The organism is Corynebacterium sp. HMSC11D10 (genome assembly GCF_001806995.1).
Lineage (GTDB): Bacteria > Actinomycetota > Actinomycetes > Mycobacteriales > Mycobacteriaceae > Corynebacterium > Corynebacterium coyleae.
The window spans coordinates 249712-267828 of the sequence record NZ_KV787039.1; the positions used below are offsets into that span (position 1 = coordinate 249712).

Genomic DNA, 18117 nt, shown 5'->3' on the forward strand with positions numbered 1-18117 from the left:
CCGTTACGCCGGGCCGATCTCTTTTGCGGCCCGGCGTGCGTCGTCCCAGGCCTCCTGAAGTTCGAAGGCGCGCTCGTCAGCGACCATCAGGATGCGTTCCAACTGGGTTTTGTCGGTGCCGGGGGATTCGAGATAACCGTCAACGCGCTCGATGAAGCGACGCGCGGAGGAGGCCCGGAGCAGAAACTCGTTGATCTGGGGGACTGAGTTATCTGGGTTTGCAAGCGCCGGGTAGTGCAGCGTCCGGTCTGCGATGTCGGCGGCTGATGCGCCGTTTTGGAGCTTCTCGTATGCGTCGAGAATTTCGAGGATGTCGTCGCGCGCGTACTGCAGTGACGAGCGCATTGCTGCCACTTCGGGGTCGGGCTGCAGATGTCGGCTGATGAAGAATGCACAGACAATCAGTAGGGCAGACACGAGCAGACCGGGTAGTTTCAACGTCAAGACAAGCACTACTGCGGCAGCGAGTACGAGCGCGCCGAGTAGTGCTCGCGAGAGGTCCTTGTCTGGTGAACTCATGGTTCTGCCCTACAGGATTAGTGGCCGCCGCAACCGCAGGATCCGCCGCAGCCGCCGCAGCCGCCGCCGGTCGGAGTTGGGATGGAGCCGGCCATCACTGCGGTGCCAGCGATCACGGAGTCGCGGGACGGCAGATCGCCGTCGGGCAGGCACACGTCGAACGGGAACGCAGCATCGACAGCGACGTGGATGAAGCGCTGGCCGGTCAGTTCGGAGGTACGGTATTCCGCATCGAGTACGCGGCCGGAAAATTCGGCCTGTGCGTCTGGGGTAGAGGCGGCACCGGATGCCAGTGCTTCGGCGCCCGGGGAAGTTACCGTGCCCACCACGGCTCCCGGGTGCAGGGCGAGGTATGCGTCGGTGGAGGTGTAGTTCTCCACCGACAGTGCGAGGGCGGTGACGGAGAGTTCTTGCCATTGGAGGGTGGGCTCGTCGACAAGCAATGGCCCCTGTGCAAGATTCACCGTCAGCGATGCCATGGCGTTGCCGCGCGGGTCGACGACGTCGGCGAGCGCAACTACGTCGTTGATTGGGGTGACGTGGGCGTATGCGCGGGTTACGGAATCGAAACCTGCGAAGGTGGCAAACGGCTCAACTGCCAAAATGTTGAGCTGCGCACCTGAGGGGTCGGCGTATTGGATCAGTTGGCCGCCGCGCACTTCACCGGTGACTGCGAGACGGTCGGTGGCAATGGCGGCTTCCACAGCGTCCTGCCACTTCTCAAAGTTCAAGCCGATTGCGGCGAGGTCGTTGCTGATTGCTGTGCTCATGGCGCCCGATAATAGTCGCAGTCGCACACGGGGAAGAATCTCGGCCGTATCTGCGTTTAATGGGGTAGATATGAAGAGGACATTTCAAGCTCCATTAAAGGATGTAATGACTGAACCCCACCTTGACCGTTTCGGCGGTAACCGTGAGCGCTTTTTGCGTGACGACGACACCACGCCCGAGCAGCGCGCCCACGACGAACTTCTCCGTGAGGCTTTTCGGCACAACACCGTCCCTGACGAATCCGAGCCGACGGTAGGCGCGCTTGACCTGGAGGAGCGCAACGCGTTTCGTTCCGTGACCGGGTCGACCGAGATCCGCTCGCAGGACCAAAAAGACATCACCGAGGTGGAGTACCGCAAACTCCGCATCGAACAGGTCTTGCTCGTTGGCGCGTGGACCGAAGGCACCCTTGCGGAGATTGAGGCTCGCATGTGGGAGCTTTCAGCACTGGCGGAAACAGCCGGCGCTGAAGTCGTCGACATGCTGTATCAAAAGCGCGACAAACCTGATCCGGGTACTTACATCGGCTCCGGCAAGGTTGCGGAGTTGCGTGAGATTGTGCTGTCTACCGGCGTTGACACGGTGATTTTTGATGGTGAGCTTTCGCCGTCGCAGATGATCGCGCTGGAGGAAGCCCTCAAGATCAAGGTGATCGACCGCACGATGTTAATTCTCGATATCTTCGCCCAGCACGCGAAGAGTAAAGAGGGCAAAGCACAGGTCAGCCTTGCGCAGATGGAGTACCTCTACAGCCGTACCCGCGGTTGGGGTGGCAACCTGTCGCGTCAGGCGGGCGGTCGTGCTGGCTCCAACGGCGGTGTGGGCCTGCGTGGTCCTGGTGAGACGCGTATCGAGGCCGACCGTCGCCGCCTGCGCACCGAGATGGCCAAACTGCGCCACCAGCTGCGCGATATGGAGACTGCCCGAGAGATCAAGCGCGCGCAGCGCCAGCGCTCCACTATCCCGAAGATCGCGATCGCGGGCTACACCAACGCGGGTAAATCCTCGTTGATCAACGCGATGACGGGTGCGGGCGTGCTGGTGGAGGACGCGCTGTTTGCCACTCTCGACCCATCGACGCGCAAGGCCAAGTTGGCAGACGGGCGCAACGTAGTGCTGACCGACACTGTCGGGTTTGTGCGCCACCTGCCTACCCAGCTGGTTGAGGCGTTTAAGTCCACGCTCGAAGAGGTCAGCGGCTCCGACCTTGTCCTGCACGTCGTGGACGGTTCGGATCCGTTCCCACTGAAGCAGATCGAAGCAGTCAATGCGGTCCTTGCAGAGGCCACACGCGACTCGGGCGAGGAGATGCCGCCGGAGATCGTTGTGGTGAACAAGATCGACGACGCTGACCCGATCGTTCTTGCCGAACTTCGCCACGCCTTTGAAAAGACGGGCCGTACGGCGGTGTTCGTCTCTGCGCTGACAGGCGAGGGCATTGACGAGTTGGAGGCGCGCATCGAACAGCACCTCAACTCCATCGATGCGCACGTGACCATGGTCGTGCCCTACACCCGCGGAGATGTGGTCAGCCGCGTGCACGAGGAGGGCACAGTGCGCTCCGAGGAGTACGAGGCAGAGGGCACGCGTATCGACGTCCGCCTGCCACGTGTCCTCGCCGACCAGTATGCGGAGTTCGTCGTCTCCTAAGCCTGGCGGTTCGGGTTGGCGTTGACCCCGGTGTTAGCGCCAGTAAGGGTCGAACGCCTTGTAGGTTTCGGCCCCGGTGAGCATCTCGGCGGCGCTTTCGTCTACGACAACCTTCGCGGCGTTGTGCAGCTGCAGTGCCGATGCCGGGCACGATGCGGACAGAGGCCCCTCGACGAGTGCTTGTACCGCGTTAGCCTTCGCCGGGCCAGTGGCGATAAGCACCAGGTGGCGTGCCTCAAGGATGGTGCCGATGCCCTGTGTCAGGGCTTGGCGCGGGACCTCGTCGGCAGAATCGAAGAAGCGTGCATTGTCCTCGATCGTGCGTGGATGCAGGTCGATGAGACGGGTACGGGAGCGCAGCGAACTCGTCGGCTCGTTGAACGCAATGTGTCCGTTTGCGCCAATGCCGAGAATTTGGATATCTACACCGCCCGCGTGGCGGATGGCGTGGTCGTAGGAGGTAGCTGCTGCCTGGGGGTTGGCGGCCTCGCCGTCGGGAGACGCAACGGACGAATCCGGAATATCGATAGAGCCGGTGAACTCGCGGCGGATCGTCGAGTAGTAAGACTGCTCGTGGTCACGAGGGATGCCGTAGTACTCGTCCAGCAAGAAGGCCTTGCAGTTGGCGAAGCTCAAGCCTTCTTCGCGGTGTCGGCGGATGAGCTCTTTATAGGTTGGGTTGGGTGAGGATCCGGTCGCAAGACCGATGGTGGCGCCTTGGCGTGCGAACGGCTCGATGCAATCGGCGGCGTATGTGCCGACTTCCTCGGGGGTGCGTCGAATGATGATGTCCATGAGGAGCAACTTACCCGCTCGAACTGCTGCGGCTGCGATTAGCTATGCAAAGCGCGCGAGGGCCATAATGAAGACTCGTGACGAACTCAATTGGTTGGACCCTGCATGGCGACGGACGCCATGTGAAACCCGGGGCGGTTGTCGCTCCCGACGAACGACTGTCGTGGTCGCGCACCATCGGCATCGGCATGCAGCATGTGGTGGCTATGTTTGGCGCAACACTGCTGGTGCCCACGCTCACTGGCTTCCCAGTAAACACCACGTTGCTGTTTTCCGGACTTGGCACGATTATCTTCCTGCTGATCACCCGGAACCAGTTGCCGAGCTACCTCGGCTCTTCTTTTGCCTTCATCGCCCCGCTGACCGCGTCTCAGCAGTATGGCATTGGATCGCAACTCGGTGGCGTGCTGCTGACGGGTGTGGCGCTCATCCTTGTCGGCGTGATCGTGCAAAAAGCCGGCAAACGCGTCATTGACGCCGTAATGCCCCCTGTAGTCACAGGTGCGATTGTGGCGTTGATCGGCTTTAACCTCGCACCGACTGCGGTCAGTAACGTACAAACCCAGCCTGCTGTTGCAGGCGTGACTTTGCTGACCATCGTGGTGGTCACGGTTGCAACGCGCGGGATGCTTTCCCGACTGTCCATCCTGATTGGTGTGTTGGTGGGTTGGCTCTTCGCTGCGCTCACTGGCGGTTTGAGCGAGGACGCGTTGGCCACAATCGGTGACGCCGCCTGGGTTGGCCTGCCGCAGTTCCACACTCCGGAGTTCCACCTTTCTGCCGTGCTAGTGACACTTCCGGTGCTTGTTGTGCTCATTGCTGAAAACGTCGGACACGTCAAGGCGGTCGCCGAGATGACCCACCGCAACCTGGACCACATGCAGGGCCGGGCACTGATCGGCGATGGCATCGCCACGACCCTGGCGGGTGGCTTCGGCGGCTCCGGCACCACTACTTACGCCGAAAACATTGGAGTCATGGCCGCGACCAAGGTGTATTCCACCGCTGCGTACTGGGTGGCTGCCACCTTCGCGATCATCCTCGCGTTCATCCCGAAGTTCGGCGCCGTCATCTTCACCATTCCCGCCGGCGTGCTCGGTGGCGCGTGCTTGGTGCTTTACGGCCTGATCGGCATGCTTGGCGTGCGTATCTGGCAGGACAACAAGGTCGACTTCACTGACCCGGCGAACCTCACCGCAGCTGCCGTCGCGCTGATTGTCGGCATCGGCAACCTCACCTTCGAGGTCGGGCAGGTCACCCTGGAAGGCATCGCCCTCGGCTCCGTTGGCATCATCGTTATCTATCCGATGATGCGGTGGGCTTACGACCATATTGGTGAAGGCCAGTTCCGCTAACCTCACCCATCAAAAAGACTACGCCCGGGCAACCACTGTGGTTGCCCGGGCGTAGTCGTCGCTAAGCAAGAAGCTTTTACTCGTCGTCGAGATTCTTTGCGATCAGTGCGGCGATCTTCTCAACCGCCTCGGCATTATCAGAGGTGACGATGACCTCATCGCCGTGCTCTGCACCCATCGCCATGATCATGAGCGAGGACGCAGCATCAGTCTCATCGTCCTCGTCGCCGCCGACCAGGGTAAGCAGGATCTCGTCATCGTACTCACCAGCAGCGTCCGCAATCACCGTCGCCGGACGAGCGTGCAGACCAACCGTGGAACCGACCTTGACCGTCTTCGAAGCCATAATGCAACTTTCCTTTCATGCGGTTTTTCAAGAATGCGTTTTGCAGTCGAGTGTACGCCCTTGGGCTTAAGCCGACACGAGTTCTTCCTCGCGTTTCGCAGCCTTTCGGATCTCTTCGTTAGGCCACCACTGTTTGAGCGCCACAACAGCGAGCGTTGCCACCGCGACACCGGCAGCCAACGCCACGAGCATGCCCCACCACGGGTGGTAGGCGAAGATCACAAACACGCCACCGTGCGGTGCCTGCGCACCCACGCCAAGGGCCATCGAGACCGCACCTGCGGTTGCGCCGCCAAGCATCATCGAAGGGATCACACGGAACGGATCTGCAGCTGCGAACGGAATTGCGCCTTCTGACACGAACGACAATCCCAACAGCCAGGCGGATTTGCCGTTCTCCTGCTCAGCCGGGGTAAACAGCGAGGAACGCAGGAAGGTGGCGATAGACAGTGCGATCGGCGGCACCATTCCCGAGATCATTACCGCGGCCATGATTTCGTACGCACCTTGTGTACCCGCAGACAAGCCAGCGGTGCCGAACAGGTAGGCAGCCTTGTTCACCGGGCCACCCAGGTCGAAGCACATCATCAAGCCGATAATCACGCCAAGCAGCACGGCAGACGAACCGGACATGGACTCCAGCCACGCGGTGAGTCCTTCCATGACAGCGCCGAGCGGACGGCCCAGCAGCAGGTACATCAGTACGCCGATGATCAGCGATGTCAGCAGCGGGATGATCACCACCGGCATGAGCGAACCCAGCCAGCGCGGAACCTTCCAGGTCTGAATCCAGTGGGCGATCACACCTGCGAGCAAACCGGTGATCAGGCCACCGATGAAGCCAGCGCCGACCATCGCGGAGATTGCGCCGCCGACGAAGCCAGGTGCGATACCCGGGCGCCCAGCGAGTCCGTAGCCGATGTAGCCGGACAGTGCCGGCACGACGAATTGCATAGCCATCTGCCCAGTGGCGAAGAGCACTGCGCCGAGGTAGAGCAACCAGCCGGAGCGGCTGAACGCAATGAGTTCGCCGTCCACAGTGATCTGATTGCTCGGCAGGTTGGTCGGGGAGTGCTCGGTGACCAGTGCCTGCCAGCCATTCGCCATGTCCGCGCCGCCGAAGAGGAATCCGAGGGCCAACAGCAGGCCACCGGCGGCGACGAACGGCACCATGTAGGAAACGCCGGTCATGATCGCTTGTTGGATGCGCTTGGGCCAGCTCTGTGTCGCGGCAGACGCGGTGTCGTCACTATCTGCCTTCGACGCTGCAGCTACTCGAGGTGCGTTTGGGTCCTTCGATGCGGCGATCGCCTCATCGATCATCGCGTCCGGTTCGTTGACACCACGCTTGACTGGACTGTCGACCACGGGCTTACCCGCGAAGCGACTCTTTCCGCGAACAGCGACATCATGGGCGAAAATCACCACATCAGCGGAATCGATAAACGCCTGGTCGAGCGGATCCCCACCGGAGGAGCCTTGCGGCTCGACACGAAGATCAACATTGTCGCGCTTGCTAGCTGCTTGCGTCAGTGCATCCGCTGCCATGTAGGTGTGTGCAATGCCGGTCGCACACGATGTGACCGCTGCAATACGAATTGGCGCATTGCTTTGCGACGACACCACCGCATCGGCCTTCTTCTTCGGCTCAGCCTTCTTCGGTTCAGCATTGACCACGCCGTGCACAAGATCCACAATCTCCTGCTCGGACGCGGCGGAGCGGAGGTTATCAACGAAATCGCCGCGGACCAGTGCGCGGGCGAGCTTCGAGAGAATCTTTAAGTGTGCCTTGCCGCCGCCTTCAGGTGCTGCAATGAGAAACACCAGCTCGGCGTCACCGTCGGGGCCGTTGAAGTCAACAGGGTTGGACAGCCGGGCAAACGCAAGCGTGGGTTCGGTGACAGCGGCACTACGGCAGTGCGGGATAGCGACCCGTCCGTTCACGCCGGTACCGGCCTTAGCCTCGCGCGCGACGGCTGCCTCAGCCACCGCTGCGGCATCAGTCGCACGGCCAGAATCTGCGATACGTGCAGCGAGCTGGCCAATGACATCGGAGGGAGAAATGCCAAGGTCAGCATCAAGCGTGACAAGTTTTGGCGTGATGAGAGGTTGATTCACGTTGTCTTCTTTCATGCAGTTATACGGGGAACACGTGAGTGTGTTCAAGGTCGATACCGGAAGGAGAGGGGATGCCAGTGCCCGGCAGCGACGCCGCAGCCGAGCCGTACGCCACTGCACGGCGGAGGCACTCGGCTGGTTCATCCCCGGCGATCCGTGCCATCAGGTAGCCAGCCAACGAACTATCACCAGCGCCGACGGTTGAGAGCACCGTGACTGGAGGTGGTGTCGCCGCCCACGCGCCAGCGCGAGTAACTAAGCATGCACCGGCGCCGCCTAAGGTGACCAGTACTTCGTTGACCCCGTGGTGAATCAGTGTCTGTGCTGCCGAAACGATGGCGGCGTAGTCGCCCTCGGAAGCGCTGCGCTCCAATGCGCTGCCGTCGCCACCGGTGAGCTGCGCGAGCTCAAACGCGTTTGGCTTCAACACGTCCGGCGCGCTCGTATCGAGTCGCTCACCAATTGCCTGCAGCGGTGCATCGGAAGTATCCACTGCGACCAGCGCGCCAGCATTAACCCGACGGATGCGCTCCACAAGATCTGCGTACCAGTCAGTTGGGACACCAGGGGGAAGCGATCCTGCAAGAACGACGGCTTCAGCGTCTGCGACGACTGAATCTATAGCTGATTCAACGGCCGCCTTTTCGTCGTCGCAAAGCCTCGCTCCTGGTTCGTTGATCTTTGTCGTTGTTGCGTCATCTTCAACAATCGCAGTATTGGTTCGCACCGATGCCGCGATAGCAACGGGGTGAAACTGCACCGGCAGTTCACGGATGACGTCCGCAAACGGATCGGAGGGGGCACAGGGGGCAATCGCGATGGTTCGAATGCCCGCTTTGGCACACGCGTGCGCGACATTGCCCCCTTTTCCACCCGCCTCTTTTCGGGTCTGGGAAATCCGCGCAACCTCACCGCGTTTAAGCACGGGGACGTTTACGGTCACATCCATGCTGGGGTTTGGGGTGAGGGTGACTACCCGCACCGTGTTCTTTGTGCTGCTCACACAACCAGTGTGTCCGACTGTATCCGTTTTTGCAACGAATCCCACACAATCGGAATTAGTGTGTGCTGGATGTCACCGGCGCAAGAACGACCTCGATATCATTGCGCTCGAGATCTTCGAGGAATGTCTCAGGTGCACCACTATCGGTAATGACGATGTCGATGGCATCGAGGGGTGCGAAACTGACAAGGTAATCGTTGCCGATCTTCGATGAATCACACAAGACCACGACCTTCTGGGCATTTGTGACCATGGCCGATTTCACGGCTGCTTCCTGAGAATCGGCGGTAGATAGGCCGTGGTCAATCGTCAGAGCATTGGTACCAATGAATGCGACATCGGCGCGGAGCAATGCCAACGTTCGAAGTGCAGTCGCACCAACTACCGCTTGCGTAATTGCACGAACTGACCCTCCAAGAAGCTGTACGCCATCAAGGCCTGCGGAGGAAAGATCCAGGGCGATTGGCAGCGAATTTGTCACGATAGAGCAGTCTTGAGCGCGGGTGCCCTCGCAAAGCAACTGTGCAAAGTAACTGGTTGTAGAGCCGGAATCCAGAAAAATCGCGGCGTTGTCGTGGCGGGGGAGAAAATCCAGTGCAGCTTTCGCGATCGCGGTTTTCGCATCAGATGCCGCACGAGACCGGGCATCGAGCGGGAGTTCAGAGGTGAGAAACGCTTGGTTTGCAACAGCACCACCATGTACGCGGTGCACAATCCCATCGGCGTGAAGTGCGGTGAGGTCGCGGCGGATCGTTTCGGCAGTGACATCGAACTTCTCCGCGAGTTCAGCGACGCTCACCCTGCCTTCCACAGCAGTAAGTGACGCAATCTGGCGTTTGCGCTCCTCGGCGTACATCGCACTCCTCAAACGTTTTGGTCGGAGTACTCAGTATTTCAGACATTCATGCCCGGATGTCTGCGATTGTGTTTGTTTTGCCCCTAAAGGAGGGCAAATTCCCGCTAAAGGGTGCGGAAAACGGAAATAACACGCCCCATGATCTCTGCGTTATCGCCCTTGATTGGGGCAAACGCATCATTGTGGGGAAGGAGCCACACACCGGTGGAATCGCGGTGGAACTCTTTGACTGTCGCCTCGCCGTCAAGCAATGCAGCGACGAACTCGCCTTCCTCGGCAACAGGCTGCGAACGTACAACAACCCAGTCGCCGTTGAGGATGCCGGCATCGCGCATGGACTCTCCAACAACCTGAAGCATAAAAACGTCGCCATCACCGAGTAGGTCGCTAGGAAGTGGGTAATAGGTGTCGACGTTTTCTTCGGCCAGGATAGGTGCACCAGCTGCTATTTGTCCCAAAACTGGAACGAAACGCGCGGGAGTCGCGTCCTCGGGCGTGTCCTGCTGGGGGGTTTTGCGCTTCGGTTTGGTTGTCTGTTGCAGGTGGCGCAGATCCACGGCACGCGGCTTATTGGGGTCGCGGCGCAGGAAGCCCTTCTTCTCCAGTTCCTTGAGCTGGTATGCCACGGATGAGGTTGATTGCAGCCCGGTAGCGTCGCCGATCTCACGGATGCTTGGCGGGTAGCCGCGGAGCACAACGGCGTCTTGGATGACCTGAAGGATTCGACGTTGCCTGTCTGAAAGTGTGCTCATGTCGAGATTGCCTGCGTCAGATTTTTTCTTTGCCACCGCTCTTCCTCTTTCCGCGTGTCTCTGTTTCTAGGTCTGTAGGCATAGAACCTACCAGAGAGGGCAAGTTTGTTCGATATTTTCCACTTTGGGCTAGACAGTGTTTGCTCGCTTTGCTATAAATCGAACATGTAAGCGGAATCGAACATACAAACGATTACATATTCGAACATGTCGAGTGCATTCGTACAGTGGTGCACGAGATTGAAGGAGAGTGAAATGTCGGTAACGATTAATCCAGCAGTGAACAGTGGGTATGGGAGCGATTGCGGTGTATCTCGGACGCCTCGGTTAGCGCAGCCGGTCGAGGTGTGGGACCTTAATCCAGGACGAGATCGTAGCGGTGTTTATAGCGGTGTTCGAACGCTTGACGTTATTGATCGAAAAGGTGAGCGTACAGAGAACCTAGGTTATGGACGTCGGGAATATGTATCTGAGGCATTCGAATCTCACCGCGAGGGCAAGGAAGGTTTCGTCTTAGCAGCGTTGCTGACTGGAGCGCTTTTAGCCGGCTCTGCGTTTGGTGGAGTGTTTAGTGATGCAGACCAGGTGCCGGGATCGTCCCAGCCGGTTTTCATCGCAGACTCTGAGGCGGTCCGCTAGAGGGGTATTCTGAGCCCTATGTATTGCCCCTTCTGTCATAACGAACAGACCAGAGTCGCTGACTCCAGACTTGTCGAAGCAGGCTCTGCAATTCGCCGTCGCCGTGAATGTATAGAATGCGGTGGTCGATTCACCACTGTTGAAAACGCGGTACTCACCGTCGTCAAACGTAATGGAGTAAGCGAGCCGTTCGACCGCGACAAGCTCATCGTTGGTGTGCGGCGTGCATGTCAAGGTCGGGACGTTTCCGACGATGCACTGAAGCGCCTCGCACAAGAAGTCGAAGAAATCGTGCGTGCGCAGGGCAGCTCGCAGGTTCCTGCTCACGAGATTGGTTTGGCAGTACTCGAGCCACTTCGTGCGCTTGACGAGGTTGCATACCTGCGCTTCGCATCTGTGTATAAGTCGTTTGAAAGTGCCGACGATTTCGAGTCGGAAATCAGGCTTATGCGTCGGCGCGACCGCGAAGAATATCGCTAGCGCAGCGCATCAATTTTCTTCTCAATCCGGCGCTGGCTGACCGGTCGGGGAGTGCCAAGTCGCTGCGCGAACAAACTGACCCGCAACTCCTCAATGAGCCAAAGAATATCCTTGTAGGCCCGCGTCTTCGACCGTTGTGCGGGAAGTCGCTTCATATGATCAGCAAGGTAGCGTTTCACCCCATCGACAACTTCCTGGCGGTCAGCATCTCGGTCCGGGTCCAGACGCATATCCTCCAGCCGGATCCGCATCGCATCGATATAGCGCGGCAAATGCTGCAAGTGCTGCACCCCATGAACCGTTATTGCGTGACGGGGGAGGTAGAAGACGAGCTGCGAACGCATGTCATCAATCGCAGGCCCCTCCCACTGATCGAGCTCCACCGAAATGTCGGCGTACGCGGCAAGCGCTGGAGCAGTGTTGACCACAGCACGCCTTACACCACCCGAGACCTGTGGCTTAATCTCGGCGAGAAGGGCGTCGAACTCCTCCGGAGTGCGCACCGGGCCCCCGTGCGACATCATCAGATCACGAATCACTGCTACACGAGCATCCTCGACCAGGCCATTTGCTCCGCCGTGGGGATAGCGGTCAACAGCGACCTTGTGGCGCAGCGGTAGGCCCTTGGTCATCTGCTGCGCATTAACGCTGATTTCGCGCAACAGCAGCGTCAGTGTCGCAGTGACCATCGACGCGTCGGCAGCAGCCTTCGTCGGGTGCACCGTGACCTTGACACCGTCTTTTGTAGCTTCGAGTGCTGGGTAAGCATCAACCTCGTTACCGTCGATTGTTGTGGTCACAGTCTCCGGTACAGCGCCGAGCGAGTCCGACGTCCACTTTTTTACAGACTCAGACTCCGATTGGCGTCCAGCTTTAGATACAGACGACTTAATCTTGCCCGCCTGACGGCGTTTTAACGCTGCGAGATCCTTGTCGTGGTCGACGATCTTGCCGCGGCGGTCGATTGCCGCATAGGTAACCTGCAAGTGCGGTGGCAACGCCTGGGGGTTGAAATCCGTGGCGTTAATACCGCGGCCACCAACGCTTCGAAGCGCATCGGCGAGCGCTTCAGTAAACGGGATGTCCGTGTTGACGTCCTCGGGCATTACCTCGAGTGCACGCTGCGCAAAGTCGGGGGCGGGGACGACGGTTTTACGTAACGCCTTCGGTAGGGTGCGGATCATCTCGGCAGCGAGTTCAGAGCGCAAGCCTGGGACGAGCCAATCGAAGCCGTCAGGGTCAAGGTTTGCTAGGAGTGGCACGGGTACCTCGACAGTGACTCCATCAAACGGGTCGCCCGGTTCGAACTTGTAGCGCAGTGCGTATTCCACGGAGCCCTGGCGCTTGGCCTCGGGAAAGGCGGTCGCAGAGGCGTCAACGTTGTCGTCGTCAAGCAATGCGTTCGGATCGAAGTCCAAATAATGCTTGTCTTTCGCACGCTGTTTCTTCCACCACGAATCAAAGTGGCGAGCGGTGGTGACATTGTCGGGCAGGCGAGCGTCGTAAAAGTCGAACAACGTATCTTCGTCGACGACAAGGCCGCGGCGGCGAACCTTTTCCTCGACCTCGGCTGCTTCCGCAAGCAACGCTTCATTGTGGTCGATGAACTTATGGTGACGGTTCCAATCGCCCTCCAGCAGCGCGTGGCGGATGAACATTGTGCGCGCAGCGGCAGGATCCACCCGGTGGTAGGGAACAAGCCGATCACGTACGATGGTCACGCCGTAAAGCATGGATTTTTCGTGGACCATCGCTGCGGAACGCTTACGCGACCACACAGGTTCCGAATAGGAGTGTTTGAGCAGGTCGCCGGCGGCACGCTCAACCCAAGCAGGTTCGATCTTGGCTACGTCACGAGCCCAGAGCCGTGACGTTTCGACGAGTTCAGCGGCCATGAGAAACTCCGGAGGCCGCTTAGCCAGCGACGAGCCGGGAAAGACCATAAACCGTGTCCCGCGCGCTCCCTTAAACTCTTTGGAATTGCCGTCACGCGCGCCGATATTGGAGAGCAAACCAGTCAAGAGCGACTGGTGGACTGCAGCTGCATCGCGCTCACCCGCGACACTATCGGCGGGAGACCAGCCGAGCTGTCGCTCCACGTCGCGCAATTGGCGGACAAGATCGCGCCACTCACGGATGCGCATGTAGTGGAGGAACTCGCGCTTCATACGCTTACGGAATGCGTTGCCGGACAGCTCGTCGCGGGAATCACCGATGTAATCCCACAGTTTCAGCGATGACAGGAAGTCGGACTCTTTGTCCTTGAAGCGGGCGTGTGCTTGGTCGGCCTGGGCCTGGTACTCCAAGGGGCGTTCTCGAACATCCTGGATGGTCATGGCTGCGACGATGACAGTGACGTCATCGAGCACGCCGAGGCGATTGGCCTCCACCAGCATGCGGGCCATCTTGGGGTCCACAGGAATGCGGGAAATATCGCGGCCAACGTTGGTGAGGGTCGGTGCGCCACCACGTTCTTTTTGCGAGATCGCCCCCAATTCGTGCAGCAGCATAAGTCCGTCGCGGACCGCCTTATGGTCAGGCGCCTGGATGAAGGGGAACTCATTGATATCCCCAAGCCGCAACGAGATCATCTGCAAGATGACTGACGCCAAGTTTGTGCGCAGAATCTCCGGGTCAGTGAACTCTGGGCGCGCTTCGAAGTTCTCCTCCGAATACAGGCGGATGGCAATGCCGTCGGCGGTACGGCCCGATCGGCCCGAACGCTGGTTCGCGGAAGCCTGGGAGATTTCCTCGATAGGCAGACGTTGGACCTTGGTGCGTGTCGAATACCTCGAGATACGCGCCAGGCCAGTGTCCACCACATAGTGGATGCCCGGCACGGTCAGAGACGTTTCGGCGATGTTTGTCGACAACACAATGCGACGACCCGAGTGTGGGGAGAACACACGGTGCTGCTCCGCGTTGGAGAGGCGACCGAACAGCGGAACAACCTCAACGCCACGCCAGTGCTGCTTCTCAATCGCCTCCATGCAGTCACGGATGTCGCGCTCTGAAGAGAAGAAACACAGAATGTCGCCGTTGCCCTCACCCATAAGTTCTTTGCAGGCGGCGACGACACCGTCGATCAAGTCGGTGTCAATCTCCTTGATGGAGCCGTCTTTTTTCTGAATCTGCTCAACCAGTGGTCGGTAGCGGATTTCGACTGGGTAAGTACGCCCGGAGACCTCGATAATCGGAGCTGGGTTGCCCTCGGCGTCGGCGAAGTGGCTGGCAAATGCCTCCGGGTCAATGGTCGCAGATGTGACAATCACTTTGAGGTCCGGCCGCTTGGGCAGCAGTCGCTTGAGGTAGCCCAGCAGGAAGTCGATGTTGAGTGAGCGCTCGTGGGCCTCGTCGATAATGATCGTGTCGTACGCGTTGAGGAAGCGATCGCGCTGCATCTCTGTGAGCAAGATGCCGTCCGTCATCAGCTTGACCGCAGTAGACGGGGATACTTTGTCGTCGAAACGAATGGCGTAGCCGACAGATTCACCGATGTCCTGGCCGAGCTCGTCGGCGATGCGCTCCGCAACGGTGCGAGCGGCGAGTCTGCGCGGCTGCGTGTGTCCAATCAGTCCACGCCGGCCACGCCCCATCTCCAGCAGCATCTTTGGAATCTGGGTGGTCTTGCCCGATCCCGTCTCGCCGGCGATAACAACGACCTGGTTGTCGCGCACCAGTTCCATGATGTCGTCGCGGCGCGCAGACACCGGCAGGTTTTCCGGGTAAGTAATTTCAGGGATCAGAGCATCGCGCTTCTCGACGACACCCCGTGCCCTCTCAATATCCTTCCCAATCGCCCGCAGCGCATCCGGCGCGCTCGCATTTTTGAGTCGCCTACGGAACCGTCGAACATCCGCAATCGGTATAGCATCGAGCGCATCGTAGAGCTGCGGCTTCGGCGGGGCGGGGGAGGAGGAAGAATGATCAGTCATAGCCAGAGGCAGAGCTTAGCGCGGAAGCAGGGATTTACCTGATTCCAGGGCCCGCTCATACGAAGCCTTCACGAGTTGCCCTAACTGCTCGAACTCCGCAACACGCTGCGAGGACGCGCGGTAGACCAAGCTCACCGTGCGTTGCGCCTGTACGCCGTTTGCAAACGCTGCGGAAGCGACTCCGGGGCGAGAGCACTCAGTGCCTACCGCGGAGGCCGGAATCAACGTTGACCCCAGCCCTGCCACGACCAACTGGACGATCGTGGTCAGTGACGATGCGCGTGTCACAGCATGCTTGCGCGCGCCGGGAGTTGCCTCAGCGATCTTGCACAGCTCCACAATCTGATCCCGGAGACAGTGGCCGTCATCCAGTAGTAAAAGGTTGAGGTCCTTCAGGCTGTCCAGCCCCAGATCGGTGCGGCCGGCAAGTGGATCGTCCGGATTGGTCACTGCCACAAACGGCTCGTCGTAAAGCGGCAATTGCTCCAAACCTGGTGCGTGCGTCGGAGTGGCAAGCACTGCCAGATCGAGTTGCCCGTCGCGCAACATTTTTAACAGTTGATCCGTTTGGTTTTCTACGATGCGCGGTTCCAAATCCGGGTAGTTTTCCTCGATCCCAATAAGCACTCCCGGAAGGAGATACGGCGCAATTGTAGGGATGATGCCAATATTCAGTGGGCCGGCGAGCTCGCCGAGCGCTCCGCGCGACTGGGCAAGAAAAGCATCGGCAGCGTCGAGGGTTGCCTTCGCATATGGCAACAGCGCTTCACCGGTGGGGGTGACGATCACGCGCCGGGTGGAACGCTCGATAAGTTGCAGGCCAAGACCATTTTCAAGCGACGCCAAAGCCTGTGACAGGGAAGGCTGGGAGATGCCAAGTTTCGCTGCTGCGCTCACAAAGTGTTTCTGTTCTGCAACCGTGACAAAGGTACGGATCTGTGCGAGTGTCGGTTTATATTCTCGATTGCTCATACTTATGAATCCTACACCGGCTAATAGGTTTTTGGTTGCAACCTTCTGCGAACTGTGTCATACTGTTTTACGTCCGAAACACATTCGTTTGACCAGATTCTTTTGGAGGATCATCATGCCGATCATGACCGTTGGAGAGCGTTTTCCGGAGTTCGACCTTCTCGCACTGAAGGGTGGCAACCTGAAGGAAGCTAACGCTGCTTCCCCGGACGACTACTTCGAGCGCGTCTCCCTGGATAAGTACGAGGGCAAGTGGAAGGTCATCTTCTTCTACCCGAAGGACTTCACCTTCGTTTGCCCGACTGAGATCGCCGCATTCGGCAAGCTCAACGAGGAGTTCGAGGACCGCGACACCCAGGTGCTCGGCGGCTCCATCGATAACGAGTTCTCGCACTTCAACTGGCGTGCAACCCACGAGGAACTGCTGGACATCCCGTTCCCGATGTTCTCGGACATCCGCCACGACCTGATCCGCGCCCTCGGTGTTGAGAACGCTGACGGTGTCGCAGACCGTGCAACCTTCATCATCGACCCGGACGGCATCATCCAGTTCGTGTCCGTCACCCCGGACGCTGTTGGCCGTAACGTCGACGAGGTCCTGCGTGTCCTCGACGCTCTGCAGTCTGAAGAGGTCTGCGCCTGCGATTGGCAGAAGAACGACCCGACCAAGAACATCGACAAGATGGCTGTGGTCCAGGAGTCCCTGAAGTAGCACCCGAACTTTAGTTTCCGTGCCGCCCCGCGCTCCTTAACGCTGGAGTGGCGGGGCGTTCCCATACCAACCGAAAGGATCAACGTATGTCTATCGATAACCTGCGCAACGCACTTCCCGAGTACGCCAAGGACCAGAAGCTCAACCTCGGCTCGCTGACCCGCTCGACCGAGCTGAATGAGCAGCAACTGTGGGGCACGCTCGTCGCCTCCGCGGCCGCGACCCGCAACGCAACCGTCATCTCCGAGATCACCGACGAGGCCAAGGAACACCTCTCCGAGGAGGCCATCGACGCAGCCTTCGGTGCCGCCACCGTCATGGCGATGAACAACGTCGCATACCGCGCGAAGGGCTGGTTGGGCGATGACTACGCCAATGTGAAGTTTGGTCTTCGCATGAACATCATCTCCAAGCCGGGCGTGGAAAAGGCTGATTTCGAGCTGTGGTCGCTCGCGGTCTCCACCATCAATGGTTGCGAGCACTGCGCTGTCGCCCACGCCAACACCGTCCGCGAGGAGGGCCTGACCAAGGAACAAGTCTGGGAATCCATCAAGATTGCCGGTGTTGTCCAGGCTGTTGCCCAGACGATCACTATCGAAGACGCACGCTAAGCCACTAGCGCGTATCGACGATTAAACGCCGCTGGCCCCGAACCTTTCTGTTCGGGGCTAGCGGCGTTTCGTGGGTTAAGCGACAAAATGTGTGTCCGGAATCGTTGATTTTCATGCTCTGAACTCCGCGTTTGCGGAAAATATATGCTCCAAAAGCATATATCGGCCCTCCCCTGCGAAAATCCACGGTGTGGCTGCCATGGTGTGCTATGAAGCAGTGGTTCGGTTGCCCAATGCCAAAGAACCGACCACGCTGCCACTGCGGCGGCGATATGAAACGCAACGGCACCACCAGCAACGGGACGACCCGGTGGCGGTGCAAAACCTGCGGTGCTTCACTGACCAAGCAACGCAGCGATATCACCAACGCAGCCCTATTTCGTGCGTTCATCCAGCACCTGACCACCGGGACCAGTCTTGCTGCGATCGCCGGCAACATGAGCTGCTCGACACGTACGCTGCAACGCAAATTCGATACCTTTTGGCTAGTTGACGTGCCTGACCCGACCATCGAGCACACAGGCAGGGTCTACGACCAAATCTTCATCGACGGCACCTACACCGCAGGCGGCTGTCTGATCGTGGCGGCAACGCTCGACCACG

General features: G+C 59.3%; 15 protein-coding genes and 1 pseudogene. 6 read left to right on the plus strand and 10 right to left on the minus strand.

The window, feature by feature from the left end; translation table 11 throughout:
* Positions 1–3: 3 nt before the first annotated feature.
* Positions 4–519 carry a hypothetical protein gene (locus HMPREF3120_RS04495; protein WP_070451039.1) on the minus strand — a complete coding sequence of 172 codons (516 nt, stop codon included), beginning with the start codon at positions 517–519 and terminating at the stop codon, positions 4–6.
* 17 nt (positions 520–536) lie between these two features.
* A complete protein-coding gene (locus HMPREF3120_RS04500; protein ID WP_186806791.1) occupies positions 537–1289 on the minus strand; it encodes a hypothetical protein in 753 nt (250 codons plus the stop codon).
* 106 nt (positions 1290–1395) lie between these two features.
* On the opposite strand from HMPREF3120_RS04500, the gene hflX reads away from it, so the two are divergent.
* Positions 1396–2940 carry a GTPase HflX gene (hflX, locus tag HMPREF3120_RS04505; protein WP_083284770.1) on the plus strand — a complete coding sequence of 515 codons (1545 nt, stop codon included), beginning with the start codon at positions 1396–1398 and terminating at the stop codon, positions 2938–2940.
* Positions 2941–2973: 33 nt separating this feature from the next.
* Here the strand turns inward: hflX and nagB are convergent, their stop codons facing one another.
* Positions 2974–3735, minus strand: coding sequence for a glucosamine-6-phosphate deaminase (gene nagB / locus HMPREF3120_RS04510; protein ID WP_070422335.1), 762 nt, complete (start codon positions 3733–3735; stop codon positions 2974–2976).
* A gap of 77 nt (positions 3736–3812) precedes the next feature.
* Between nagB and HMPREF3120_RS04515 the strand changes: the two genes are divergently transcribed.
* Positions 3813–5090 carry a uracil-xanthine permease family protein gene (locus tag HMPREF3120_RS04515; protein WP_070451040.1) on the plus strand — a complete coding sequence of 426 codons (1278 nt, stop codon included), beginning with the start codon at positions 3813–3815 and terminating at the stop codon, positions 5088–5090.
* Between the two features lie 76 nt (positions 5091–5166).
* On the opposite strand, the gene HMPREF3120_RS04520 is transcribed toward HMPREF3120_RS04515, so the two are convergent.
* From HMPREF3120_RS04520 to lexA, 5 genes are all read right to left on the minus strand, one after another.
* Positions 5167–5436: an HPr family phosphocarrier protein gene (locus HMPREF3120_RS04520; protein WP_070422337.1), complete on the minus strand. Its 270-nt coding sequence runs from the start codon at positions 5434–5436 to the stop codon at positions 5167–5169.
* A 66-nt stretch (positions 5437–5502) separates the two neighbouring features.
* Positions 5503–7569 (minus strand): PTS fructose transporter subunit IIABC, encoded by a 2067-nt coding sequence (locus HMPREF3120_RS04525; RefSeq protein WP_070451041.1) that lies wholly within the window; start codon positions 7567–7569, stop codon positions 5503–5505.
* Between the two features lie 4 nt (positions 7570–7573).
* Positions 7574–8557 carry a 1-phosphofructokinase family hexose kinase gene (locus HMPREF3120_RS04530; protein ID WP_256365996.1) on the minus strand — a complete coding sequence of 328 codons (984 nt, stop codon included), beginning with the start codon at positions 8555–8557 and terminating at the stop codon, positions 7574–7576.
* 55 nt (positions 8558–8612) lie between these two features.
* Positions 8613–9413: a DeoR/GlpR family DNA-binding transcription regulator gene (locus HMPREF3120_RS04535; RefSeq protein WP_070451043.1), complete on the minus strand. Its 801-nt coding sequence runs from the start codon at positions 9411–9413 to the stop codon at positions 8613–8615.
* A gap of 104 nt (positions 9414–9517) precedes the next feature.
* A complete protein-coding gene (gene lexA, locus HMPREF3120_RS04540) occupies positions 9518–10165 on the minus strand; it encodes a transcriptional repressor LexA (RefSeq protein WP_083284773.1) in 648 nt (215 codons plus the stop codon).
* Between the two features lie 657 nt (positions 10166–10822).
* Between lexA and nrdR the strand changes: the two genes are divergently transcribed.
* The gene (nrdR, locus tag HMPREF3120_RS04545; RefSeq protein WP_070451045.1) at positions 10823–11284 is read left to right on the plus strand and encodes a transcriptional regulator NrdR; all 462 of its coding nucleotides are present in this window, start codon (positions 10823–10825) and stop codon (positions 11282–11284) included.
* Here nrdR and hrpA read toward each other — a convergent pair.
* Complete coding sequence (hrpA, locus tag HMPREF3120_RS04550) at positions 11281–15219, minus strand: ATP-dependent RNA helicase HrpA (protein WP_070451046.1); 3939 nt, start codon at positions 15217–15219, stop codon at positions 11281–11283. The genes nrdR and hrpA overlap by 4 nt on opposite strands.
* Before the next feature lie 15 nt (positions 15220–15234).
* Positions 15235–16191, minus strand: coding sequence for a hydrogen peroxide-inducible genes activator (locus HMPREF3120_RS04555; protein WP_070451047.1), 957 nt, complete (start codon positions 16189–16191; stop codon positions 15235–15237).
* 115 nt (positions 16192–16306) lie between these two features.
* On the opposite strand from HMPREF3120_RS04555, the gene HMPREF3120_RS04560 reads away from it, so the two are divergent.
* The 3 genes and pseudogenes from HMPREF3120_RS04560 to HMPREF3120_RS12355 form a co-directional block, all read left to right on the plus strand.
* On the plus strand, positions 16307–16903 hold the full coding sequence (locus HMPREF3120_RS04560) for a peroxiredoxin (protein WP_070422344.1): 597 nt from the start codon (positions 16307–16309) through the stop codon (positions 16901–16903).
* An 86-nt stretch (positions 16904–16989) separates the two neighbouring features.
* Positions 16990–17514, plus strand: a complete 525-nt coding sequence (locus tag HMPREF3120_RS04565) for an alkylhydroperoxidase, AhpD family (protein WP_070451048.1) — start codon at positions 16990–16992, stop codon at positions 17512–17514.
* Positions 17515–17747: 233 nt separating this feature from the next.
* A pseudogene (locus HMPREF3120_RS12355) lies at positions 17748–18117 on the plus strand (IS256 family transposase); the annotation flags it as partial.